Raw genomic sequence first — 24634 nt, 5'->3', positions numbered from 1 at the left:
CGCCGCCGAACCTTATCGGCTTTGCGGCGTTTCACGGCCATGGACACAGGCAAGACGACATACCTCACTTCTGCCGAACTCGGGCGAATTCGGCGCGCTGTCGGCATAGCCCGTCTGATGGATACGGCGGTTCGATTGCCGATCATCGGCGTCCGGATCGGCGCCGACTCGGTCCTCGGACTCATCCCGGCCATCGGGGATGTTGCCGGATCCCTGATCGGTCTTTTCATCATCGACGAGGCAAGACGGCTTGGCCTTCCTGGCCATAAACTCGCCCGCATGGCCGCCAATCTCGGTGTCGACGCCGCCTGCGGCACGGTTCCGCTGATCGGCGATCTCTTCGACGTCTATTTCAAGTCTCATCGCCGCAACGTCGGCATCATTCTCGACCATTTCGGCGTGAACGAAGACCAGCTGAACCGCAGAATTTGACGCGGTCGGCCGCCCCCTGCTGTTCCGTTGGCGAGGAGCCTCCACGAGACGCGACGCCGATCGACCATCGCGCTCCGTTAGAGCCAACAGAATGGTTCAATCTGAAAGGGCTTTAAAGCTCAGTCAAAGCACCCGCCGTCTTCACCGCGTGATCGAGAACAAATTGCAGCTTGGCAGCGTGGCCGAAACCTGGCTCGTCCGGCTGTCCTTTTCGCACGGCGTTTGCAAATCGCTGGAAATTGGTGATGACCGGTTCGACCTCGATCTTGCGCCAGATTGCCTTATCGGCGTCGGCACCTTCACAGGTCCTCAGCGTCGAGCCCTCGGGCGTATGCACCACCTCCAGCGCACCCTTGTCTCCGTGCAGGCGCAGGCGCAATTCGTTCAGATGGCCGGTCGCCCATCGCGTTGCATGGATGACGCCAGCCGCGCCGTTTTCGAGTTCAGCCATCATCAAGAAACTGTCATTTGCATCGAGGTCGTATTCCCCGATCCGGTTACCAGGGCTTTTGTCGAACACTTTAAGATGCGATGCCGCCGCCTTGACGTCGCTTCCGGCGGCAAAAACCGCGAAGTCGAGAATATGGATACCGACATCACCAAGCACACCATTGGAGCCGTGTTTCGTCGACAGCCGCCAGAGCCATTGCGACTCTTTGGTCCAGTCGCCCCAGGCCTTCGAGACCAGCCAGCTTTGGAGATAGGAGGCTTCGAAGTGCCGGATCGCGCCGAGACGCCCGTCCAGCACCATCTTGCGCGCTGCTTGCAGCGGCGCCACGTTGCGATATGTCAGGTTTACCATCGTGACCTTGCCGGAGGCAGCTGCGGCGTCGGCCATCTCCTTGGCCTCGCGGTAGTTCACCGCCAACGGCTTCTCGCAGAGCACATGCTTGCCGGCGCGAAGTAATTTCATCGTCGTGGAATAGTGGGCGCGATCCGGCGTCACATTGGTCACGGCGTCAAACTCCCCCCAGGCAAGGGCATCATCGAGCGATGTGAACGTCAGCGGGATAGCATGCCTGAGCGCGAAAGCCCGCAGCCGGACCTCGTCCGTATCGACGGCGGCAACAATTTTGACGCCGGCGATTTCCGAGAAATTCATGGCATGGGTATTTGCCCATCCTCCGGTTCCGAGAATGATCAAGCGCATCTTTGTCCTCATTTGTTTGTCGAATTATTGGCAGCAGAATCGGTCGTCTTTTCGCAAGCGCCCGACGCTCTTGCCAAGAAAGAGATCGACCCGTTTCTTCCGGGCCAATCCCCTGCCTTGGCGTCCACGCGAATAAGGTGTCTCAGCTCCTCAGCGGTAACCGGCTTCGCCGGCCTGATGCAGTTTCGGGCCGCGTTCGACGATCGGCTCCAGGGCCTTTTCTACCGGCACATTTGGGGCGTCGGTAATGCCAGTCAACGACCCTTGCGGGTTGTACGCCCATTTGACGCCGTTGATCAGCACCTTCTGGATGGTGGCGTCGTGATAGGTCGGATAGGTCTCGTGGCCGGGGCGGAAGTAGAAGATGTTGCCGGCGCCGCGCCGCCAGGTCAGGCCGGAGCGGAACACTTCGCCGCCCTGGAACCAGGAGATGAACACCGTTTCGAGCGGCTCCGGTACCGAGAACTGTTCGCCATACATCTCCTCGTTCTCGAGCTCGAAATGCTCGCCGATGCCGGCGGCGATCGGATGGCGTGGATTGATCGTCCACAGCCGCTCACGCTCGCCCGCCTCGCGCCATTTCAGCGCGCAGGGCGTGCCCATCAGCCGCTTGAAGATTTTCGAGAAATGGCCCGAATGCAGCACAAGCAGGCCCATGCCTTCCCAGACGCGCTTGGCGACGCGCTCGACGACGACGTCGGAGACAGCGCCGTGATCCTTGTGGCCCCACCAGGTCAGCACGTCGGTTTCGGCAAGCCGGGCTTCGCTGAGGCCGTGTTCCGGCTCCTGCAGCGTCGCCGTCGTCGCTGAAATGCCGGGATCGCTATTCAGCGCATTGGCGATCGTCGTGTGCATGCCCTCAGGGTAGATCCCCCGGACGATTGCATTGGTGTTCTCATGGATGTTTTCACCCCAGACAATGGTGCGAATGGTCACGTTGTTCACTCCTGGTGGTTAAACGGATCGAGCCTTGGGAAGAGCATCGACCCTGGGAAGATCAGGCAGCCTGCAGGGATGCCCGCTCCAGCGCCCGGCCTGAGTGGTCGAAGCGGTGGACATGGCCGGCAAGCGGTGCAAGGCCAAGCGTCTGGCCTGGCTCGTGACGGGAGACACCGGCCTCCCGCACGATGAGCGGCTCATCCGCCCCGATATCCATATAGACGAAGCTATCGGAGCCGAGGATTTCCGAATGGATGACCGTGCCGCTCCAAACCGGCGACTCGGCCGTGATGCGAACATGCTCTGCGCGCACGCCGATTGTATGGCTGTCATAGGGCTGTGCCAGCTCGCCCGACAGGAAGTTCATTCTCGGCGAACCGATGAAGCCGGCCACGAAGAGCGAATTGGGGCTTTCGTAAAGCTCCAGCGGCGTACCGATCTGCTCGACGACGCCGTCTCTCAACACGCAGATCCGATCGGCGAGCGTCATCGCCTCGACCTGATCATGGGTCACATAGATCATCGTCGTGTTGTGCATGCTGCGATGAAGCTTGGCGATTTCCAGCCTGGTCGCAACGCGAAGCGCCGCATCGAGGTTGGACAGCGGCTCGTCGAAAAGAAAGACCTTGGGATCGCGGACGATCGCCCGGCCGATTGCCACGCGCTGACGCTGTCCGCCGGAAAGCTGGCGCGGCAAGCGATCCAAATAGGGTGAGAGCTGCAGCATACCGGCCGCCTCTTCAACACGCTCGCGGCATTCGTCTCTGGTGCGCCCGGACAGTTTCATGCCGAAAGCCATGTTGTCGAAGACTGTCATATGCGGATAGAGCGCGTAGGACTGGAACACCATGGCGATCGCTCGCTTCGATGGCGCATGCTGGTTCACCGTCGTGCTGTCAAAGGAGAGGGTTCCTGACGTAATGTCCTCCAGGCCGGAGATAAGCCGGAGCAGCGTGGACTTGCCGCATCCCGACGGCCCCACGAACACCATGAACTCACCCCTGCGGATGTCCATCGTCACGCCCTTGATCACCTCGAAAGCACCGAAGCTCTTGCGGATGTTCTCCAGTCGGATCTCTGCCATGTCTACTCCCTCAACCTTTGACGCCGCCGGCGGTCAGTCCCGAAATGATCCGGCGCTGGAATATCAAAACAAGCACGACAACCGGGACGGTGACGATGACCGACGCCGCCATGATGTTGCCCCAGGGGATCTCGAATTCGCTGTTGCCCGACAGCAGGGCAATGGCCACCGGGACGGTCCGCTGCGTATCCGATGATGTGAATGTCAGCGCAAAAAGGAACTCGTTCCACGCGGCGATGAAAGCAAGCAGCCCCGTCGTCACCAGCGCCGGCCACATCAACGGCATGAACACCTGGGTGATGATGACCCATGGCGACGCGCCATCGACGATCGCCGCCTCCTCGATCTCAATCGGCAATTCCCGCATGAAGGTCGTCAACACCCAGACGGTGAACGGCAGGGTGAAGATCATGTAGGAGAAGATCAGCGCGAAAGGCGTGTTGAAGATGCCGAACCAGCGAATGAGTTCGAAGAGGCCGGCAAGAACAGCGATCTGCGGAAACATCGACACCGAAAGGATGGTCAGCATCAACAGCGCCCGCCCGCGGAAATTCACCCGCGCTAGCGCGAATGCGGCGGTGATCGAAAGCAACAGCGATGCGGAAACCACGACGCAGGCGACCATCGCGGAGTTCGCAAGACTGCGAACGAACCCGCCTTGGCCCATCACGGAAGTGTAGTTGGCGAAAGAGATCGAGGTCGGCCAGTAATCGACTTGGAAAAGCGCCGTGCCGGTCTTCAGGCTCGTCAGGATGGCATAGTAGAACGGAAACACCGCAATGATGACGATGATCGTGACGAGCAGGTAGAAGAGCGTATTCTTGGTGATCGAAAGCAGCATCAGCGTTCCTCCCCACCGAGCTTGACGCGGCCGAGCCACATATAAAGGACGGTGACGGAGGCGATGATCAGGAAAAGCACCGTTGAGGCGGTGGCGCCGTAGGCGAACTTGTCGAAGTCGAACAGGTTCTCGCGCGCCATCACCGACATGGTTTTCGTCTGCGCATTGTTGGGCGTCAGGACATAGATCAGATCGAAGATGCGCATCGCATCCAGCATCCGGAAGATCACGGCAACCATGATAGCCGGCCGGATCAGTGGCAGCGTCAGACGCCAGAACACCTTGATCGGATTGACGCCGTCGATCTTGGCGGCTTCATAGATGTCGCTCGGAACCATCTGCAGTCCCGCAAGGATCAGAAGCGCCATGAAAGGCGTCGTCTTCCATACGTCGACGACCAAAACGGCGATCATTGCCGTTTCCAGATTGGCGGTCCAGGCGATCTTCTCGCTGATCAGGCCGAAGCCGAGCAGAATCTCATTCAAGATACCGAACTGGTCGTTGAGCATCCAAGCCCACATCTTGGCCGAGACGATCGTTGGGATCGCCCAAGGAATGAGGATTGCGGCCCGTACGACCCCGCGTCCGACGAACCGGGCATTCAGCACCAGGGCGACGATCAGCCCGAGCACGGTCTCGATCAGGACCGAAAGGACGGTGAACTTGGCGGTATTCCAGACAGCATGCCACCAGACCGGATCGGCAAGCAGCCCGCGATAGACGGTTCTTCCGCTCTTCAGCGTCACCCACGACAGATAATTGGAAAAGCCGACGAACTGCGCGTTGCCAAGGTCGTTGAGGGACGCATTGGTAAAGCTGAAATAGATTGTTCTGAACAGCGGCCATCCGGCGACGATCGCCAGGATCAACAGCGTCGGCGCCAGAAACACCCAGGCAGAGCGAATGCGTTCGGATTGCAGTCTCCGTAGAGGCTCTGAGCTTGGAAACCCTTGGTTCAATCGCTTGTGGAACTACGATTTCTGTCATGAAACGCCCCTCCTCATCGACTCAGGCCGAAGACCGGACCGACGGCTTGACAGCCGCCGGTCCCGATAGTCACCAGGCGTCGCCCTTGAGGGTCGTCAGGTCGGCTTCGAGAAGCTCGAGGTTCTCGGCAGCTGAGCCGCTGCCGGACAGTGTATTGTGGACTGCAGTCCAGAACTTCGAGGACACTTCATTGTACTTGACTTTGGCCGTCGCCGAAGGGCGCGGCACCGCGTCCTGGAAGATGGGCTTCCAGTTCGGCATGAAGGGCTGTGCCGCGGCAACATCCTTGTCGTCATAAAGGTCCGTCAGCGTTGGCAAATTGGACAGCTCGACGGCACGCGCCTTTTGAACGTCCTTCGACGCCAGGAATTTTACCAGCGCGATGGCCGCTTCCTGCTTTTCGGAGTATTTCGACACCGCCAGATTCCAGCCGCCGAGCGTCGAAGACGGCTTGTCGCCGGCGGCTGCGACCGGTAGCGTCATCACGTCGAACTTGCCCTTAACGGCGCTGTCGGCACCATTGCCGAGGGAATAGGCATAGGGCCAGTTGCGCATGAAGACGGCGTTGCCGGTCTGCCAGACGCCGCGCGATTCTTCTTCCTGATAGGCGAGCACGCCTGGCGGTGAGATCGTGCCGATCCAGCCCTTGGCGCGCTCGAGTGCTGCAGCCGCCTTCTCATTGTTGATGGAGATCGCTCCGTCCGTCTCGACGATCTGGCCGCCGCCCGACGACTTCACCCATTCCAGCGCGTTGCAGGTCAGCCCTTCGTAGGAATTGCCCTGGAACACGTAGCCCCAGAGGTCCTTCTGTCCGGCCTGACGTTCTTTATCCTGAACCTCTTTGGCGGTGGCGGCCATCTCGTCCCAGGTCTTCGGCGGCTGCTTGCCGTATTTGTCGAGCAGGTCCTTTCGGTAAAACAGCGCCGGAGCATCGGTAAACAACGGCAGCGCCACGAGCCGGCCATTGACGGTCTGCGACGCGATGATCGACGGGAAGAACTGGCCGACCACGTCTTTGGTTGCCTCCTTCAAATCGATGAACTGGTCGGCAAGCTGCGGCGCCCAGATCACGTCGGTCTGATAGACATCAATGTCCTTGTTTCCGGCCGCAAGCCACAGGCGGTATTGGGAGAACTGCTCGCTGCTCGATGATGGCATGGTGACGAGCTTGACATGATTGCCGGTGTTCTTTTCGAAAACCGCCACCTGCTTCTGAAGAAATTCGATGCTTTTCCCGGTGGTGTTGGCGGCGAACGAAATTTCGGCGGCGCGGATCGGGCCGGCGACCGCGACGGCGAGCGCGGATAAGGCTAAGGCAAACTGTTTCATGATCTCCTCCCAGAAATTGAAATCGATTTGGCCCGCAGAACATTGCAGAAGGCCTTGGCGGCGTCAAGCCGACAAATCAGCACTTCACAGTTGTACAACATATCAATCATGGCATCATATACAGCTTAAGAGGCAATTTCTGGTGTCTGCAGGCGATGCCCCAAGTCGGCCGTATTGAAATCGATTTCAATCGCCGCTGAATTAGGCGCTTACCCGTTGCGCATCGCCAAAGCATCGTCCATTGATTGCCTAGATAAAGAAGACATCCGATGAAACTTCGTGAATTTGCAAAGCAGCTTGGGCTTTCTCCGACGACGGTCAGCCGTGCGCTCAGCGGCTACCCAGAGGTGAGCGAAGCCACGCGCGCCAGGGTTGCAAGCGAAGCAATGCGGCTTGGCTATCGCCCCGATATCAATGCCGTGCGGCTAAAGACCGGACGAGCCGGAGCGATAGGCGTTATGATGGGACGTTCAGGAGAAATTCATTTCGCGGAATTCGTGTCGGGAATGGCGCAGCGCCTGGAAACGGCCGATACGGATATTCTCATCACGCCCATCACCGCGCACAATGATGACGACGAGATCCAGGCCTATCGACGCCTGGTCGAAAGCCGCCGGGTGGATGCAGTGATCATTCATTCGCCACGTCCCCGGGACCCTCGGATCGAGATGCTGAACAGCCTCGGCGTGCCTTTCCTGGTTCACGGCCGCTCGGAGACCGAGCACGTTCACGCCTGGCTCGATATCGATAATGAAAATGCTGTGCGCAGGTCCACCGAACACCTGCTCGACCTCGGGCACCGGCGCATCGCCATGATCAACGGCCTCAGGGGCAAGACCTATTCGATCCACCGCGAGCAGGGTTTTCGGCTGGCGCATCAAGAGCGTGGGCTGACTGCCGATCCCAACCTGATGGTCTGCGATAAATTTTCCGACGAAAGCGGCTTTCGCCATGCCCGCTCCTTCCTCGAGAGAGCGAATGCGCCGACCGCCATCGTCGCGGGCTCCACGATGACGGCGCTTGGTGTTTACCGCGCCGTCCGTTCGCTTGGGATGACGGTGGGACAGGATGTCTCGGTCATCGCCCATGACGACGTCTTCCCTTATCTGACGGCCGAAAACATGGTGCCGTCGCTCTCGACAACGCGATCCTCGATGCGTGCTGCGGGCACGCGCTGTGCTGAGTTAACGCTACAGCTTATTGCCGGACGTGCCGCGGATGAGGTCCATGAATTGTGGCCGGTCGAACTGATTCTCAGGGAAAGTACCGCCCCACCGCCCTGACGGAGCAACCTCTCGACGCGTACAGAACCCGAGTGTCTTCTAAAGATGATCGATCGGAGCGACCTTCCCCGCCAAGAATGCCAGAGCCGCCGCGCCGACAAGGCCCGAGTTCTGATCCAATGCCGCCAGCATCACCTTGACATCCTTGAATGCCGGCATTGCCCACTGGCTGATATAGGCTTGAATGCCCGGTTGCAGACGTTCGAATTCGTGGGAGAGCCCTCCCCCATGACGATGATATCGGGACTGAAGATGTGGATCAGGCTGGTGAAGCCGCGACCGAGAACCTCCGCTTCCTCGTCGACCAGTTGATTTGCGAGACGATCGCCATATCTAGCCGCCGCAAAAACGCTGCGGCTGTCGATGGTGCCGCCACCGCTGCCTATCGTCGTCTCTCGGCTTTCCACCGCCCGCATTTGCGCGCGCCGCGCAAAAGCCGGCCCGGATCCATAGGCCTCGAAACAGCCCCTGTTGCCGCAAGGGCAAAGCTCGCCGTTCGGCACGACCGACATGTGGCCGACATGGGCGGCCATGCCCTTGCGACCGCGCACCACGCGACCGTCCGAGATAACGCCGCCGCCGATCCCGGTGCTGACCGTGACATAGACGAGGTTATCAAGGCCCTTGCCAATACCGAACTGCCATTCGCCGATCGCCGCGGCAATGGCGTCGTTTTCGAGATCGACCGGAAACGCAAACCGCTTCTGCAACTCTGCCTTCAGCGGAAAATCAACGAAGCCCGGAAGGGTCGGAATATCGGTTGCGACACCGGCGACCGTATCGAGTCGGGCCCGGGGCGGATACGCCGACGCCCACCACCGAAGCAGGCTTCGATGCTGCAAGCAGCCGATCGGCGAGGCCGCAAATCTGGGCGAGCACCCGGTCGGGGCCGGCCAGCGCATCCGTTGGTTCGGCCAAACGCGTCAGGATCCTGCCTTGCTCGTCGACAAGGGCAGCGCGCACCTGCGTTCCGCCGAGGTCTATACCAATGGCAACCTGCTGCATGTGAACCACCCGTTAGAGCGCGCGCATCCATGCCATTCGCTCATCGAGCGACGGCGCATTGAAAGCCAGGGAACCGAGAACCACCGTTTCCGCGCCGGATTGGCGCAAGAGAGGCACAGTGTGCTCGCGAATGCCGCCATCGGCCGCCAGCACGATCCGATCGGCCGCACCGCAGCCGGCGATGATCCGCTTTGCCTGTTGAAGCCGGGCGCCGGCCTTCTCGTCGAGGCCCTGGCCCTTTACGCCGATCGCCGTGCCAAGCAGCGTCACGAAACGCAGCCGGGAAGCGTATCTCTCGATCCGCTCGACCGGGGTATCGACCTTGAGAACCATGCCGGCTGCGACACCGCGGCGATCGAGAAGATCGAGAGCCTCGTTCGCGACGCTTTCGTTTTCGACATGAAGACTGATCAGGTCGCTGCCGGCATCGGCGAACTGCTCGATCTGCGACAGGATGATGCTATCGGCAACCATCAAGTGAACATGGATGGGGCGCGTGGAGACTTTGCGCACGCCGGCCACGAGATCGGGAAAAACAACATCGCCGGCGCGAAATGGCCATCGGCGACATCGATATGGAGGATGTCGACATGAGGATCGACACGTCCGAGATCATCGGCGAGACGCATGAGATCGGCCGACCAGACGGAGAATTCGGCAATCAGCCGATCCTTCGGAAGATCGTCGATCCAGGTCTTGGAGGGGGTAGGCATCGTTTCAAAGCTCCTTCAGAAAGTTGCCGACGGCAAGCCGAAAGTCGGCGACATATTGCGGACGGCTCTCGGTTTTCGGCGTGATCTGCACGAAACGCGCGCCGGCAATCCGCGCGGCAAGAGCGCGTGCGTGACCAAGAGGATGAATGCTGTCGCGATCATGGCCGATGACCAGCGTCGGAAGGGCGAGATTGCCGACTTCATCATCGGTCACATCAGGACCATCGTTGGAAATCCTGGTCAGCATTTCGGCGGTCACATCCAGAGGCGTGCGCGAGAAAAAGCCGGCAAGCGAGGCCAGATTGTCCGGCGCCTCGGCGGCGAGCCGCACGCCTATCGGTCCTGCCAGGAACGTGGTCTTTGCCTCGCCCAGTGGCAGAGTTTTCATAAGCCGCCCGACTTCGGCATTGGGCGCCATATTCTCCGGCGCGGGTGCCGTCAGCCAGGCCGGCCTTGCGATGATCAGAGCCTTGACGAGATCGGGCCGCTTGACCGCGAGACGCAAGGCGATCGCCGCACCCATCGAGATGCCGCCGATCATGATCGGCGGCGTAAGGTTCTTCTCGATATAGGCGGCGATATCATCGCAGAAGGTCGCGATCGACAACCGCTCCAGATTGCCGGCTTGGGAGTGTCCGTGGCCGCGCGCTTCGATCGTAACCCGGCGAAACCCCGCGTCGAGCGGAAAGACTTCATCGGTCTGCGCCGCGTCTCCGCATAGGCCATGCTGGAATATGACAGACGCACCCTCGCCCGCCATATCCACATTGAGAGTGACCCCGTCGCTAGTTTCGAACGGTTGAACCCGTCTCATCTTCCTGCCCCCGCAGAATGACCATTGAGGATATTCTTCAGGAAGGCCGCTACACCGGCCGCCTCCGAGGCCGAAAGACCATGCGTGACGAGACTGCCGTTAAAACCAATCGCCTTGAGACGGCCGAGATAATGCGTGTAGTCGAGGACACCCTTGCCGGCGGTCGCGAAACTACCGTCCGGATTGCGGTCTTTCGCATGCGCCATGACGATCCGATCGGCCAGAAGGTCGATGGCGGAAGACACGATGCTCCGCTGCTCATCCAGCGTCGCGACCTCGAAGAGATTGGCCGGATCGAGCACGATCTTGATGCGGGGGCTCTTCAGTGCCGTGATCAGCCGATGGGCTTTCTCAGCCGAGTCGACGACATTGGCAAGCTCGGGCTCGATGCCGAGATCGACCTCGTAGCGCTCGGCGATCTCGATGGCCGCCCCCATGGCCTCGAGGAGATCCTGCCAGGCCTCCGGCGTATTGTTGTCGGCATGCGCCGTCCACTGATCGATGGGGTCGCGTGTGCCGGTGCAGAGCGTGATCAAGGTCGTCGACATGCCGGCGCTGCGCTCGGCCAGAGTCGCCAAGTTGCGAAGGCCGGCCTCGCGAACGGCAGGATCCGGGTGGATCATGTTGAAGGTGCCGGAAACGGCGACAATCTCGACGCCGCTCTCGCGCGCCGCTTCGGCAACCGAACGGGCCTGGGCTTCCGTGATGATCTCCGGCATCGGCGGAAGGCCGGAGCAGGCCATATTGTATTGCGCGCAGGTGAACCCGGCCGCGGCGACCGAGTTGAGAACGGTTACCGGTTCCATTCCCTCGAAGGTCTTTGCGAAGATGCCGAGCTTCATCACACGCCACCCGTGACATCAGCCAGCGCGACCGGTTTGCCGCTTTCGGCAGAACGCGCGACGGCGACCATAGCCCGGACGGAGGCCAGGCCATCATCGATGTCGGCACCTTCCATCACTGCGCCATCCAGAATGGTGCGGGCGAAGCCTTCGACCTGACGGCGATAAAAATGACCGTCGGCGCCGAGAACGCGATGGGTCGCGCCGTCGGCTTCCCGGAAAATGTCGACTTCGCTGGTCTTGTAGTACCAGGGGTTATAGGTCTTGCCCAAAATGCTGCCGTTCTTACCATAGATCTGGAAACCTTCGTGCCAGTCCATGCGCACCTGGACGGTGAGATCGAGATGGCCGAGCGTGCCGGAGGCAAACTCCACATCGACGAACCAGCACCAGATGCCGGCCCGCTCGGACAGGCGCGCGGTGACGGCAACGATGTCGCCGGCAAAATAACGCGCCGTGTCGATCAGGTGGCAGCCATGCGCCAGCATGTAGTAGCGGCGCAGGTCGGCTTTCGGATTGGCAGCGGGCTTTCGCGCATTGGCGCTTGAAACGATCAGCGGCTGGACCGCATCGGTCATCGGATAGCGGTGGGTGCTGTCGCAATACCACGCCTTCAACGCAACCATCTCGCCCATCTCGTCGCGGATGAAGGATTTCGCCGCCTGAAGCCCGGCGTCGAAACGCTTCATATGCCCGACCTGAAACACCTTTCCCGACGTCTCGACTTCAGCCTTCAATTCAAGGCACTCTTCGACGGTGACACCGACGGGTTTCTCGCACAGCACATGCTTGCCCGCCTGAAGGGCGCGGATCGAGGCCGGAACGTGAAAGGCATCGGCGGTGGCGATGATCACGGCATCAAGGTCGGGGTCGGCCAGCATCCTGTCATAGTCGTCGTAGGTTTTTTCCGCTCCATGGGTGATCGCCATTCGTTCGCGGAGATCCGCGGCGACGTCGCAGATCGCATGGAGATCGGCATTCACAGCCTTCGTGCAGCTCTCGAAGTGCGCCGCCTGGGCAATCTGGCCGGCCCCCAATACGCCGATGCGAAGGCGCCGTTCCTGTTTTGCTGGCATCGATAACCCCCTCTAGGTCGGATGTTGAAGATGAACGCCGGTTTCGTCTTCGCTTCACAGCGCCACATGGGTTTGAGGATGGAAAAAATGAAGTTTCGCCGGATCGATTGCCAGATTGATCGATTGGCCTGCCTCGACCGTACTGACAGCTTCGAAGCGGGCGACGGCGTTGGCCGCACCGCTTAGGTCTTCGACGGCGTCGGGGTCGCCCGAGTTGATCCGAACTGCGTCGATTTTCAAATGCACGATCAACTCGGAGCCAAGCTCCTCGATCGATTTGACGACGACCGGGATCGTCGGATGGGAGGACCCGGACGGCAACCGGCTGTCGTAGAGGTCCTCCGGCCGAACGCCGAAGATCAGCGCCTTTCCCTCGAAGGCGGAAAGGCCGGGAGCCCGCTCGAAGGCGCCGTCGGACAACGGGATGGAGAAGCCCGGCAGATGGATCCGCATGCCCTCCAGACGCCCTTCGAACAGGTTCATCGACGGCGAGCCGATGAAGCCTGCGACAAACGCATTGACCGGGCGGTGATAGAGGGCCTTGGGCGTATCCACCTGCTGAAGCACGCCGCCCTTCAGCACCGCGACGCGATCGCCCATGGTCAGGGCTTCGGTCTGGTCGTGCGTCACGTAAATCGTCGTCACCCCCAACTGCCGCTGCAGGCTTGCGATTTCGGCGCGCATCTGAACACGCAGCTTGGCATCGAGGTTGGAGAGCGGCTCATCCATCAGGAATGCCGCGGGCTCACGGACCATGGCGCGGCCCATCGCAACACGCTGGCGCTGGCCGCCGGAAAGCTGGGCGGGCTTGTTGCCGAGCAGGCTTTCCAGCTGCAGTATCTTGGCAATCTCGTGAACGCGCTTGGTTCGCTCGGCCTTGGTCTTTCCGGCCAGCTTCATCGAAAAGGCAATGTTGTCGAACACCGTCATGTGCGGATAAAGCGCATAGCTCTGGAAAACCATGGCAATGTCGCGGTCCTTGGGCGCAAGATCGACGACATCCTGACCGCCGATGCTCAAGGTTCCACTGCTGATTTCCTCAAGCCCGGCAATCATGCGGAGCGCAGTCGATTTTCCGCATCCGGACGGACCGACCAGAATCAGAAACTCGCCGTCATGGATCGTCAGGCTCAGATCCTTGATCGCATGGTAGCTGTTTCCATAGGTCTTGCAGATTTTGTCCAGTACAACCACAGCCACGTCTCATCCTCCCGTGTCACACCGCTCACGTTTCGACCGGCGCTCTTCCCGCCACCTCCGAGCCTTTCGACAAGAAAGCTCAGGCCTGAGCTTCAATGTCAACAAAAGAATCGATCGCATTCCGCGCGCACCTTGTCGGGTATCTCACCGTATCCATTTGAAATATATCACGTTTGATCCGAAAAATCGAATTATTATGCGCGCTAAAATATTTTTACGCGCGTAACTTTTATGGCCAGCGCGGTCGCCGTTAAGGACCTTTAAACCCTGCGATCAAGATGTTGTTTTGCTCAGGCGGCCCACAAATTCGACACCGACCAGTTGCACGCTAATCGTGGCATCCCGGAATTGGGCGCGGCACCGGCGCATTTTCCCCCGCCATCCATGCCAGGCAGGTCCGGTTGTCCGGCAGGCCCCGGCGCCCTCCGCGTGCGGTCACGGAAATGGCAGCCGCCGCTGTGGCATAGGCTACACAATCAAGCGGGGTTTTGCCCTCGGCAAGGGCAAGAGCGTAGGCCCCATGAAAACAGTCGCCGGCGCCGGTCGTGTCGACCGCCTGGACCTGATAGGCCGGCAAAAGCCAGCGGGTGGGATCGCCTTTCTGGCGGAGGCAGGTTCCTCGTTCGCCATCGGTCAGCACGACAGCGGACCGCTCCGCTGACCAGAGCTTCTCCAGGATGATCGTTGGATCATCTTCACCGGTGTACTCTCTGGCGAAAGCGAGTGGCAGCACCAGATGGTCGGCGAAGGCGATGAGCCCGTCCGTCGCGGCACCCACCGTCCATTCGATATCGGCTATCACGGCAAGCCCGAGTGCTCGCGCCCGCGCCACGACGCTTTCCGAATGCGTGGCATAACCGTCGATCAGCAGGACTGGGGCCCGCATCAAAACGTCATCGGGCAGCGCATCGGATGTTCCGTGCAGCACATCGTCGTCATAGGCTATGAACCGGTCGCCGTTAGGAGCGACGGTGATCACGGAGCGGATCGGCGCGGCAGCGGCGTGGCGGGGCGCCAGGGATATGTCGACGCCCTCACGCTCGAGTTCGGCGCCGGCCGGATCGGTCGCAGCATCCTCGCCGAGCCAGCCGATAAAGCCGGCGCGCCCGCCAAGCCGAGCGACGGCAACAAGGGCCGTCGCAACATTGCCGCCATGGTCCGTGGCCCGTTTCGTCACCTTCCCCTTGCCGGCCGAAAGCCCGCGATCGACATAGATAATGTCATCGATGGCAAGGGCGCCGAAGCCTAGAACCTGGAGCGGGCGCGACACGTCTCAAGCACCGGCGGCCGCCAGCGCTTCCTCCGGCGCCATGCCATTGTGAATAACGAATTTGAAGGCGCGCGCGGCCATGGTCGTATCGCCGTGACCCCAGAGGTTACGGCCGACGACCGCGCCCTTGGCGCCGGCGCGCAAGGCTTCCGATGTCTGGACGAGCGCGCCGAGCAGCGTATCGGTCTTCGGGCCGCCGGCAATCACCACCGGAATCGGGCAGGTCGCGACGGTCTCGCGGAAGGATTCGAAATCCCCGGTGTAGCCGACCTTGATCACGTCGACGCCGGCTTCGAAACCGATGCGCACCGCATAGGCGATCTCATCCGGGGTGAACACGATCTTGCCGCCGTCGGAGAAATCACGGGGATAGACATGGGCGACGACCGGCATTTCGAAGCGGGCGGCAGCGTTGACCGTGTCGGTCAGCCAGCGGATATACTCTCCTTCGGTGGCGCCGCGCACCGGAATGGCGACGGCCAGCGCGTCCGCACCATAACGCACCGCGTCTTCCGGAGTGGCGATGAGTTGGCGAATCCGGTCGTCGGCGGTGAAGCAGCCGCCCTGAATGACGAGGGCGGCCTTTCCGGCATAATCCGACCAGAGGTGGCGCGCCGCGCCGGGCTGGATGCTGATGTAGTCGGGGCCTCCCGCCATCACGCGTCTGAGCGCGCCCGGCAGATCGGCAAGCCCGCCCTCGCGAACATTGCCATAACCGACAAAATGATCGACCGCGCCCCCAAACAAATGCCCCGATGGGTTTGAGAACAGGCGTGCGAGGCGGACTTTCGTTCCGAGACCCATGGCGATGCTTCCTTTGCGATTGCGGCGTCGAAAATGCCGGCGGCGTTGTTGAAAAACCCTAACTCGAAAACAAACAAATGTTCAATATTTCGAATTCTTTCGTTTTCACGCGGAAAGAGAATTTTTGACGTGCATTTTTTGCTGCTGAAGGCTATTTATGCAGCATAAGCCGCAGCATCAGGCGGTTGTCTTTCGTTTTTCAAAAGTCGCCTTATCACAACGAGGCGCGCCGCAGCCGGGATCGAACATGCTTGCAGAACAGAGGCGGCAGCAGATCATGCTGGAACTTCAACGAGTTGGTCAGGCCCGCACCCGCCAGCTCGCGGAATTCTTTGAGGTTTCGGAAGTCACGATCCGCTCCGATCTCGAAATCATGGACGCGAAGAAGCAGCTGATCAAAACGCATGGCGGAGCAATCGCCCTGCCGTCCGACTCGCCGGCCGCAGCCTTCGAGGAGCGCATGCAGCGCAATTTCGATGCGAAGCGGCGCATTGCTCAGGTGGCAGCGCGGCAGATCATCGACAACCAGTCGATCGTCTTCGACAGCGGCTCGACGCTGCTGCAGGTGGCCATGCAGATGCCGCCGGTCAACAACGTCGTGGTGGCGACGACGGCGATGAACATCGCCCAGCATCTGATGTACCGGCCGGGGCTCGACGTCCACATGATTGGCGGCCGGGTGTTTCCCAGCACCGTCAGCACGATCGTCTCGGATTCCGACAAGGCGGTCGGCGGGCTCGTCGCCCACCAGGCCTTCGTCAGCGCCCATGCGATCGATCAGGCCTTCGACGTCGTCGATGTCTCCGAGGATATTGCGCGGACCAAGCGCAACCTGGTTCGCATGGCCCGGCGCGTCGTGCTGGTGGCGGATTCGAGCAAGTTCGATATCGGCGCCTCCTCGAAAGCCTTCTCGCTGTCGCGCGTCGACCTGATCATCACCGACAGCAACATGCCGCACAGCATCCGCCACCGGCTGGAGAAACTCGGCGTGGAGGTCCGTTACGCGTGATCTTCAGCCTCTCTCTTCACGGGAGAAGCGAGCCGGGAGAGGCTTTGCCGCGGCTCTATGGCGCTCGGCGCCAGGGGGACGAGATCGGCTAAAACCCCAGTCGTCGAAGCGTCTCGCGATTCTTGCGAACGGCGGCGGCAGGATCGGTTCCGGCATGGCCCGACTCTTCCTCCACCACGATCCAGCCGGTAAACTCCGGCGCCGCCCGAACTGCCGAAATCACGGCGGGCACGTGGCAGACGCCTTCGCCGAGCATCGCCCAGATCCCGCCGGCGTCGACATCCTTCAGATGCACGTAGCGGATACGGTCCCGGTAGGCCGAAAGCGTATCGCCGATCTCCTGGCCGCCCCGCAGGATATGGCCGGTATCCGGCACCCAACCCACGCGTGGTTCCAGGAGAGCAAACAGCCGGTCATAGTCGGCTCTGGTGAAGAGCAGCGTATTGTGGTGCGAGGAAGGGTGGACGGCGACGGCGACGCCGGCCGACCGTCCGATCTCGGTCGCGCGATTATAGCACTCCGCCGCGATGGCGAACTTGTCCTCGCGCGGCCCATCCGAAACGACTGTGGCCGATCCCATCGAGACCATCGCACCGGGAAAATTCGCCGCGAAATCCACCCATCGCCGGGCCGTCTCCAGATCGGAAGCGATCTTTTCCGTCACCGTGAAACCGCTGGCGGAGCCGAAGGCAAAGGAAACCAGTGTCAAACCGGCCTCCGCAAGCGTCCGGGCAAAGTCGACAGGCTTAAGCGCGTAGTGACCGATCATCGTGTCGGTGATTTCGAGACCGGCATATCCGCCATCGGCGATGGCGCGCACCAGATCGTCCGGCCCGCCGCTCCACCCCTTGCCCAGCATCTCCCAAGTGAATGTCTGGCAGCCGATCTTCAGCGCAGCATCGTGCATAACTTGGTCCTGACCTATTCGTTGATGACAACCGAAATCGAAGGAGCTCCACGCAGGCGATCATCGCGGCCCTACGAAGGGCTTTGCCTCCGGGAATTGCGACGCTTCCCAACGTCTTGTCATTTCGTAGGGGAAAATGTTAGCGTGCGTCAACATAATTTATTGCTCGCGAATTCAACGTGCATCCGCGGCACTCCGCGCTTGGAACGGCAAGGTCAGGTTCTTCAATGGCACAGACACTCAGGATCGGCGTTGTGGGATGCGGCAGCATTTCGCTCGCCTATATGCGCAACGCGCCGCTGTTTCGCGGCGTCGAAATCACCGCCTGTGCGGACATCAATGCAGACGCCGCCAGGCGCCGTGCAGCCGAGTTCAACCTGCGGGCAGCAGAGGTCGATGCCCTTATCGACGACAGGAATATCGACCTGATCCTCAACCTGACGATCCCGGCCGCGCATTTCGACGTGTCGATGCGGGCGCTGTCGGCGGGCAAACATGTGTTCACCGAAAAGCCGCTCGGCGTCACGGCCGCGGAAGGCCGCCTGCTGGTGGGCGCTGCTGCCGAAAAGGATCTCATGCTCGGTTCGGCCCCGGACACCTTCCTGGGAGCGGCCGGACGCTATGCCCGGCGGCAGATGGAAGCCGGCGCCATCGGCAGGCCGGTGACGGGAACAGCCTTCATGATGGGCCGCGGCATGGAGCATTGGCATCCGGACCCCGGCTTCTACTACCAGGCCGGCGCAGGCCCGGTGATGGACATGGGCCCCTGATTATCTGACGATGATGGTCAATCTGATGGGGCCGATCCGCCGTGTGCAGGCCGTCGCCACAAGCGGGCAGGAAGAGCGGCTCATTACCGCCGAAGGGCCGAAACAGGGCACCACGTTCAAAGTCGGCACACCGACCAGCGTGCTTTCGCTGCTGGAATTCGATTGCGGCGCCACGGTTACCTTTGGCACTTCCTGGGACGTCTTCCGCCATTCCAACCACCCCATCGAACTGCATGGCACCGAAGGCTCGCTGCGCCTGCCCGACCCCGACAATTTCGGCGGCCGCATTGCGCTCTCCGACCGTGGCGCGCCTTGGGAGGAAACCGATACGTCAGTCGCACTCTTCGGTGCCGTCAACTGGCCGATCGCGGCACCGGACCGCGCCAATTATCGCATGCTTGGCCTTGCCGAGCTCGCCCGCGCCATCATCGAAGGCCGAGCGCCACGTGCTTCAGGCGATCTCGCGCTGCATGTGCTCGATGTCATGGAAGCAATCCTCCGGGCAGGTGAAACCGGTGTCGCCCAGACCATTCCGGATACTGTCGCCCAGCCAAGCGAATTGCGGGAAGACGAAGCAAGGAGCCTGCTCGCATGACGCAACTGGATGAATCCGCAAGACGCGCACTGGCCTGGCCCGGCGAGTCGCAGGAGCCGGTGGAAAGCTGTACGCCGGCGCTGGCGCGGCAACAGTATCTGGACGGTTTCGCAGATATCCAGTGGCCGCTCGAGGATGTGGCGGAGATCCTGGAAAGACATGTCGGCGCAACCCGTTTGAAGATCTGGCGCGGCCGCGCCGCGCCGCGCCAGCAGGCCCCCGCCTTGCTGTATCTTCATGGCGGCGGCTTTGTAATCGGCGCGCCTGAAACCCATGAGGACATCTGCCGGAGCCTTGCCAATATGGCTGGCGCCGTCGTGGTTTCGCCCGACTATCGCCTCGCCCCGGAACATCCATTTCCGGCAGCGATCGAGGACTGTGCGGCCACGCTCATCTGGATGAGGGATCAGGCTGATGCACTCGGCATCGATCCGGCACGAATTGTCGTTGGCGGCGACAGCGCCGGCGGAAATCTCGCCGCTGTCATCGCTCTTCTGGCGCGGGACGGACAGGTGCCTGCCGTCATCGGCCAGGTGCTAATCTATCCGGTGACCGACCAGTTGCAGGCAACCGACAGCTATTTGCGTTACGCAGAAGACTTCGGCCTGACGGCAGCGGCGATGCGATGGTTCCGCGACCACTATTTGCCGGACACCGCAAGCGGGTCCGACTGGCGAGCCTCGCCGCTGCGGGCGGCGTCGCTGGCGGGCGTGGCGCCCGCCGTCGTCATCCTTGCCGGTCACGACGTGCTTTTCGACGAAGGAGCCCTCTATGCCGAGCGGCTCAGTTCGGAAGCCCAGGCGACAAGCCGGACATGGCCCGGACAGATCCATGGCTTCGTCTCGAAGCGGCGGGCCATTCCGGAGGCCCAGGAGGCTCTTGAAGCCATTGCAACGGCATGGCGCGCCATGGACCCTGCGCTGGCCCGTTCAACTGCAACCGACGACTGATCTCAAGCCGAGTCGCGCATCACCAGCGTCGCTTCCAGGATCACCCTGTTCGTTGAAGGGGTAGTCCCCTCGTCCTCGCTTTCAATATGAGAAAGCAACAGTTCCACGGACTTTGCCGCGATCTCCGGTGCGTTCTGGGCCATCGTCGTCAGCGACGGGCAGGTATATCGGCTGAGCGGGTGGTCGTCGTGCCCGGCAATCCGCACATCGCAGTCGTCGCTGCGGCCGATTTTCAGGCCGGATGCGAAGGCCGCCGCCATGGCGCCGAAAGCGAAGCGGTCGTTGGCGCAGAGCAGAGTTTTGCCCGGTAGGCCGCCACGCGCGAGAATCCTCTGCATCTGCTCGTATCCGAGGCGCTCGAACTCCCAGGACGGCGGTGCGTCGCAATCGATGACCAGCGGCGAATGCCCTTCCCTTGTCATGGTCGCACGGTAGCTCGCCTGCCGCTCGCCGGCGTTTTCCGTCAGATGCGGAATTTCCAGGAATATCGGCGGCTCACCGGACCGGCAGAGATATTGCACAATGGCTGCCATGCTTTGGGCGTTGTCGTTGCCGACGTAAGGAAGATCGCCGCTGGCAGGATTGTCGAAGCAGACGACAGGGATCGCGTCTTTCAGCCTTTCCAGCGCGGAGCGGCGCGAACCGGCCCCGAGCGGCGCCACGATCGCGCCGGCCACCTTCAGCGACAGCAAGGTCCGCACCGCCTCCGCCTCCAGTTCCGGCCGCGTGTGCGACGAGATCTGGACCGGCCAAAATCCTTTGTCGCGCAACTCGAGCTCGATCAGCGACACGACCTGCACATAAAAGGGGTCCGACATGGTCGGGACCAGGATCCCGATATTCCTGGTCCGTTTGCGATTGAGATGCCGCGCGAAAAGGTTCGGCTCGAAATTCGACTTCTTGAGAGCCGCCTCGATACGTTTGCGTGTCACCTCTTTAATCTGCGAGGGATCATTGAAATATTTCGACAGCGTCGGACGCGACACGCCGGAGGCGGTCGCGAAATCATCCATCGATTTATAACTCTTCTTGGCCATTCAGTTCCTTAACGACGGGATGATCACGCTGGATCTATTTGATAATCGCACTGGCGGCACTGCCTTTCTAAACAGGAAATAATTGCCTCCCTCCGTCTGTTCCCCTCCTATGCCGGTGGCTGAAAACTTTCATTTGTTTACGAAAGTAAAGAAAAAATGCATCACAAGCAATACAAATTCTCCGAAAAAATATCGGCCTCGATGCTTCATAATATGTTTTATTATCAAATATTTAGCAAAGGATACATCACCCATGCGGACGTCGATTTTTTTCCGCATCGCATTTCTCCATTGACAGACAGGCACCTCAGGGAACCTAATTTGCCTACGGTCTTGAGGAGGATCGATCACTGAAAATCTATGGGAGGCACAGATGAATATCAGAAAATTCAGCGTGACCATGCGGGCTGCCGTGGCGGTGTGGGCGCTTTGCGCCACCTCGGCATTCGCCGACACCACCATCGAATTCATTCAATGGTGGGAACCGGAAATGCCGTCCGGTGCACTGCGCGGCATCATGAACGATTTCGAGGCGGCAAATCCCGGCATCAAGGTGACGCTCGTCAGCGGTCCCTATGCCACGACCCGTGACCAGATCGTCGTCGGCGCCGCCTCCGGGACCTTAAGCGACGTCGTCGGCCTGGATGGCGCCTGGGTCAACGGTCTCTCCAAGCAGGGCGCGATCGCCTCCATGGACGAACTGATGGAGAAGGCGAAATACGACAAGAGCCAGATCACCGATATCGTCAAGGTCGACGGCAAGAGCGTGATGTTCCCGCTGGCATCCTTCGTCTATCCGGTCTTCGTCAACCTCGATATCGCCAAGGCGTCGGGCGTCGACAAGCTGCCGACCACGCGCACGGAATTTGCCGAAGCCGCCAAGAAGATGACCGACGCGTCAAAGAACCAGTATGGCTGGGTTCTGCCGCTATCGCTGCAGTCTCCGAGCGGAATCCAGAACGACGTGATGTCCTGGGTCTGGGCCTCCGGCGCCTCGATGATGAAGGACGGCAAGCCTGACCTCGAAAATGAGGCCGTCGTCGGCACGCTCGATTATCTGGCTTCCCTCAACAAGGAAGGCGTTATTTCTCCCGGCATTTTCGCCAAGAAGGAACAGGACAAGGTCGAGGAATTCGTCAACGGCCGCGTCGGCATGATGGTCGATTCCCTCGCCCATGTGAATCTCATCCGCGAACGCAATCCGAAGCTCAAATTCGGCATCTCCGCCTTGCCGGCCACCGACGGCTATACGGGCAAACGCGGCATGCCCTATGCATCCTGGGGCATCGGCATCAGCGAGGGCAGCAAGCACAAGGAAGAAGCCTGGAAGCTGGTGGAATATCTGATGAGCCCGGACGTCAACGGCCGCCTGGTGTCGATTGCCAACGCCTTCCCCGGCAACGTCCATGCCAAGCCGGACTTCGTGGCATCGGACCCGATCTTCGCCGAAGCTTTCAAAATCTTCCAGAGCGGCTATCCTGCCAACGAATTCGTCGGCCTTCCGGTTGCCGAAGAACTGATGCGCGACATGAACGTCGAAGTTCAGAAGATGTTCGACGGTGGCCAGTCGGCCAAGGACGCGGCTGCCAATACCGAGAAGGCCTGGCTCGCGAAGTTCTGATGCCTGTCGCCCGGAAGTGCGCAGCGGTTGCGGGATAACGAGATGCATCAAACCAAAGACTAAGCACATCACTTTCACGAGACCGCCGGCAGCGCGACGTGGCGCTGCCGGCGTAAGTCGTCAAATCTCGGCAGAATGGGAAGTCACAGCTCATGAATCATTCCGCTCCGGCTCTGGTGGTTGCGCAACTCAACGCGCGGAAAAAAAGATGGCTTCGTTACAGCACCTTGAGGAAGCTGGTGCCGTATTTCTACGTGTCGCCGGCCACCTTTTTGCTTGTTCTGCTGATGCTGTTCCCGATGGTGATGGTCTTCAAATATTCATTGATGGACGGCGCCATCATGAAAAAGGACGCTGCATTCGCAGGCGTCCAGAATTACCTGACCATCTTCGAAAATCCGGTCTTCTGGCAGTCGGTCGGCCAGACGATGTATTTCACGATCATGAGCGTCGTCTTCCACTTCATCATCGGCCTGGCCTTTGCGCTGTTGCTGAACACCAACCGCGTCGATCCGCTGATCCGGAGCATATTACGTGTGCTCTTCATCCTGCCGTGGCTGTTCACGGCCGTCATCATCGCCATCATCTGGCGCCTGCTGCTCGACCCGAACGGCGTCGTCAACAGCGTGCTGATGGCGCTCCATATCATCAACTTCAAAGTCGAGTGGTTCTCGTCGACCCACACCGCCATTCACGCCCTGACCTTTGCCAACATCTGGGCGGGTTATCCGCTTTACATGGTCAGCCTGCTCGCCGGTCTCCAGGGCATTTCGAAGGAGCTTTACGAGGCGGCCGGGATCGACGGCGCCAATGAACTGGAAAAATTCTGGTACATCACCATTCCGCAGCTGATGCCGATCATCATCAGCATCGCGCTTCTCGATTTCATCTGGACGATGCAGGTTTTTCCGCTCGTCTGGATGACGACCGGTGGCGGCCCGATCTATTCGACGGAGGTTCTGTCCACCTTCACCTACAAGCTCGCCTTCTCCCAGTATGAATTCTCTCTGGCTTCGGCGAGTGCGATGATCATCCTCATCATTTCGATGAGCGTCACCTACTTCTACATCAAACACCAGCAGCGCAGGTGACCGCCATGGCAAAGCGTTCCTTCAAAAGCTCGGCCCTGCCGACCATCCTGACCTATCTCGGGCTGGCGGTCGGCCTCGTCTTTTCGACCTTCCCGATCGTGTGGATGTTTTTCAGCTCGCTGAAATCGAACACGGAAATCTTCGCCCTTCCGCCGCGGCTTCTGCCGGAGGATTTCACCGTGGCCGCCTATCTGACAATCTTCAACGATCCGGTGAAGGTACGGTTCTTCATCAACAGCTACTTCGTCGCCGGCGTCGTCACCTGCCTGACCCTCGTCATCGCCATCCTGACTGCCTACGGCTTCAGCCGCTATTCGTTCCGCTTCAAGAACACCTTGAACATCTTCATCATCAGCACCCAGACCGTTCCGCCGATCACGCTTCTCATTCCATATTTCGGCATGGTCGTCGCGTTCAGGATTTTCGACACCTATCTGGCACTGATCCTCACCTACATGGTCTTCACACTGCCTTACGCGGTGCTGCTGATGACGGGCTATCTCAACACCCTGCCGAAAGAGCTGGACGAGGCCGTGCTTGTCGACGGCGGCTCGAGCTGGACGGCGCTTTGGCGTGTCATCGTGCCCGTCTCCATTCCCGGGATCGTCGCCACGGCGGTCTACACGTTTCTGCTGGCGTGGAACGAATTCCTCTTCGCCCTGACGCTGACAAAGTCGATGGATCTCAGAACCGTTCCGATCGGCATCCAGCTGCTGATGGGCCAGCACGCTTTCGAATGGAATGAAATGATGGCGATGAGCGTGCTCGGCTCCCTGCCCCTGCTGGTGCTGTACCTGGTTGCCCAACGCTATTTCCTGGCGGGCATGACCGCCGGCTCGGTCAAAAGCTGAGGAGGGACCAATTCTTCTTAAGCGTTGATATCCG

At 60.5% G+C, this 24634-nt stretch carries 20 protein-coding genes and 4 pseudogenes; 8 read left to right on the top strand and 16 right to left on the bottom strand.

Annotation, left to right across the window (positions count from 1 at the left end):
• Positions 1 to 39 precede the first annotated feature (39 nt).
• Positions 40 to 432, top strand: coding sequence for a DUF4112 domain-containing protein (locus tag MF410_RS29650; RefSeq protein ID WP_097629389.1), 393 nt, complete (start codon positions 40 to 42; stop codon positions 430 to 432).
• 112 nt (positions 433 to 544) lie between these two features.
• Here the strand turns inward: MF410_RS29650 and MF410_RS29645 are convergent, their stop codons facing one another.
• The 6 genes and pseudogenes from MF410_RS29645 to MF410_RS29620 form a co-directional block, all read right to left on the bottom strand.
• A complete protein-coding gene (locus MF410_RS29645; protein ID WP_097629388.1) occupies positions 545 to 1582 on the bottom strand; it encodes a Gfo/Idh/MocA family oxidoreductase in 1038 nt (345 codons plus the stop codon).
• 150 nt (positions 1583 to 1732) lie between these two features.
• On the bottom strand, positions 1733 to 2518 hold the full coding sequence (locus MF410_RS29640) for a ThuA domain-containing protein (RefSeq protein WP_131710543.1): 786 nt from the start codon (positions 2516 to 2518) through the stop codon (positions 1733 to 1735).
• Between the two features lie 61 nt (positions 2519 to 2579).
• On the bottom strand, positions 2580 to 3605 hold the full coding sequence (locus tag MF410_RS29635; protein ID WP_131710542.1) for an ABC transporter ATP-binding protein: 1026 nt from the start codon (positions 3603 to 3605) through the stop codon (positions 2580 to 2582).
• A 10-nt stretch (positions 3606 to 3615) separates the two neighbouring features.
• Complete coding sequence (locus MF410_RS29630; RefSeq protein WP_003591439.1) at positions 3616 to 4446, bottom strand: carbohydrate ABC transporter permease; 831 nt, start codon at positions 4444 to 4446, stop codon at positions 3616 to 3618.
• A pseudogene (locus MF410_RS29625) lies at positions 4446 to 5433 on the bottom strand (sugar ABC transporter permease). The gene MF410_RS29630 and the pseudogene MF410_RS29625 overlap by 1 nt, the downstream one beginning before the upstream one ends.
• Before the next feature lie 69 nt (positions 5434 to 5502).
• The gene (locus tag MF410_RS29620; protein ID WP_097627972.1) at positions 5503 to 6762 is read right to left on the bottom strand and encodes an ABC transporter substrate-binding protein; all 1260 of its coding nucleotides are present in this window, start codon (positions 6760 to 6762) and stop codon (positions 5503 to 5505) included.
• Positions 6763 to 7031: 269 nt separating this feature from the next.
• Between MF410_RS29620 and MF410_RS29615 the strand changes: the two genes are divergently transcribed.
• Positions 7032 to 8045, top strand: a complete 1014-nt coding sequence (locus MF410_RS29615; protein WP_054185265.1) for a substrate-binding domain-containing protein — start codon at positions 7032 to 7034, stop codon at positions 8043 to 8045.
• A gap of 39 nt (positions 8046 to 8084) precedes the next feature.
• On the opposite strand, the pseudogene MF410_RS29610 reads toward MF410_RS29615, so the two are convergent.
• The 8 genes and pseudogenes from MF410_RS29610 to MF410_RS29575 form a co-directional block, all read right to left on the bottom strand.
• Positions 8085 to 9050 (bottom strand): annotated as a pseudogene (locus MF410_RS29610) (ROK family protein).
• A gap of 12 nt (positions 9051 to 9062) precedes the next feature.
• A pseudogene (locus MF410_RS29605) lies at positions 9063 to 9763 on the bottom strand (ribulose-phosphate 3-epimerase).
• Between the two features lie 4 nt (positions 9764 to 9767).
• Positions 9768 to 10577: an alpha/beta hydrolase gene (locus MF410_RS29600; RefSeq protein WP_097627975.1), complete on the bottom strand. Its 810-nt coding sequence runs from the start codon at positions 10575 to 10577 to the stop codon at positions 9768 to 9770.
• Positions 10574 to 11419, bottom strand: coding sequence for a sugar phosphate isomerase/epimerase (locus MF410_RS29595; RefSeq protein WP_097627976.1), 846 nt, complete (start codon positions 11417 to 11419; stop codon positions 10574 to 10576). The genes MF410_RS29600 and MF410_RS29595 overlap by 4 nt, the downstream gene beginning before the upstream one ends.
• A complete protein-coding gene (locus MF410_RS29590; RefSeq protein WP_097627977.1) occupies positions 11419 to 12495 on the bottom strand; it encodes a Gfo/Idh/MocA family oxidoreductase in 1077 nt (358 codons plus the stop codon). The genes MF410_RS29595 and MF410_RS29590 overlap by 1 nt, the downstream gene beginning before the upstream one ends.
• A 54-nt stretch (positions 12496 to 12549) precedes the next feature.
• The gene (ugpC, locus tag MF410_RS29585; RefSeq protein ID WP_239621012.1) at positions 12550 to 13695 is read right to left on the bottom strand and encodes a sn-glycerol-3-phosphate ABC transporter ATP-binding protein UgpC; all 1146 of its coding nucleotides are present in this window, start codon (positions 13693 to 13695) and stop codon (positions 12550 to 12552) included.
• A 328-nt stretch (positions 13696 to 14023) separates the two neighbouring features.
• Positions 14024 to 14965 carry a PfkB family carbohydrate kinase gene (locus tag MF410_RS29580; RefSeq protein ID WP_097627979.1) on the bottom strand — a complete coding sequence of 314 codons (942 nt, stop codon included), beginning with the start codon at positions 14963 to 14965 and terminating at the stop codon, positions 14024 to 14026.
• A gap of 3 nt (positions 14966 to 14968) precedes the next feature.
• Positions 14969 to 15769, bottom strand: a complete 801-nt coding sequence (locus MF410_RS29575) for a class I fructose-bisphosphate aldolase (RefSeq protein ID WP_064844122.1) — start codon at positions 15767 to 15769, stop codon at positions 14969 to 14971.
• A gap of 247 nt (positions 15770 to 16016) precedes the next feature.
• On the opposite strand from MF410_RS29575, the gene MF410_RS29570 reads away from it, so the two are divergent.
• Positions 16017 to 16778: a DeoR/GlpR family DNA-binding transcription regulator gene (locus tag MF410_RS29570; RefSeq protein WP_097628134.1), complete on the top strand. Its 762-nt coding sequence runs from the start codon at positions 16017 to 16019 to the stop codon at positions 16776 to 16778.
• An 88-nt stretch (positions 16779 to 16866) separates the two neighbouring features.
• Here the strand turns inward: MF410_RS29570 and MF410_RS29565 are convergent, their stop codons facing one another.
• Complete coding sequence (locus tag MF410_RS29565; RefSeq protein WP_097627980.1) at positions 16867 to 17685, bottom strand: sugar phosphate isomerase/epimerase; 819 nt, start codon at positions 17683 to 17685, stop codon at positions 16867 to 16869.
• Between the two features lie 227 nt (positions 17686 to 17912).
• Here MF410_RS29565 and MF410_RS29560 point away from each other — a divergent pair.
• Positions 17913 to 19050 (top strand): annotated as a pseudogene (locus tag MF410_RS29560) (Gfo/Idh/MocA family oxidoreductase).
• On the top strand, positions 19047 to 20000 hold the full coding sequence (locus MF410_RS29555; RefSeq protein WP_097627982.1) for an alpha/beta hydrolase: 954 nt from the start codon (positions 19047 to 19049) through the stop codon (positions 19998 to 20000). The pseudogene MF410_RS29560 and the gene MF410_RS29555 overlap by 4 nt, the downstream one beginning before the upstream one ends.
• A 2-nt stretch (positions 20001 to 20002) precedes the next feature.
• Here MF410_RS29555 and MF410_RS29550 read toward each other — a convergent pair whose 3' ends face one another.
• A complete protein-coding gene (locus tag MF410_RS29550; RefSeq protein ID WP_239621010.1) occupies positions 20003 to 21037 on the bottom strand; it encodes a LacI family DNA-binding transcriptional regulator in 1035 nt (344 codons plus the stop codon).
• Between the two features lie 373 nt (positions 21038 to 21410).
• Between MF410_RS29550 and MF410_RS29545 the strand changes: the two genes are divergently transcribed.
• From MF410_RS29545 to MF410_RS29535, 3 genes are all read left to right on the top strand, one after another.
• Positions 21411 to 22658, top strand: a complete 1248-nt coding sequence (locus MF410_RS29545) for a sugar ABC transporter substrate-binding protein (RefSeq protein WP_097627983.1) — start codon at positions 21411 to 21413, stop codon at positions 22656 to 22658.
• A gap of 152 nt (positions 22659 to 22810) precedes the next feature.
• Entirely contained in the window at positions 22811 to 23749 is a 939-nt protein-coding gene (locus tag MF410_RS29540) for a sugar ABC transporter permease (protein ID WP_097627984.1), read from the top strand.
• Between the two features lie 5 nt (positions 23750 to 23754).
• Complete coding sequence (locus MF410_RS29535) at positions 23755 to 24600, top strand: carbohydrate ABC transporter permease (protein WP_097627985.1); 846 nt, start codon at positions 23755 to 23757, stop codon at positions 24598 to 24600.
• Positions 24601 to 24634: the final 34 nt, after the last annotated feature.

It is taken from the genome of Rhizobium sp. C104, from assembly GCF_022354505.1.
In the GTDB taxonomy this organism is placed as follows: domain Bacteria; phylum Pseudomonadota; class Alphaproteobacteria; order Rhizobiales; family Rhizobiaceae; genus Rhizobium; species Rhizobium redzepovicii.
Note: the sequence above shows the minus strand (reverse complement) of the source record. Positions and strands in the feature narration are given on the sequence as shown.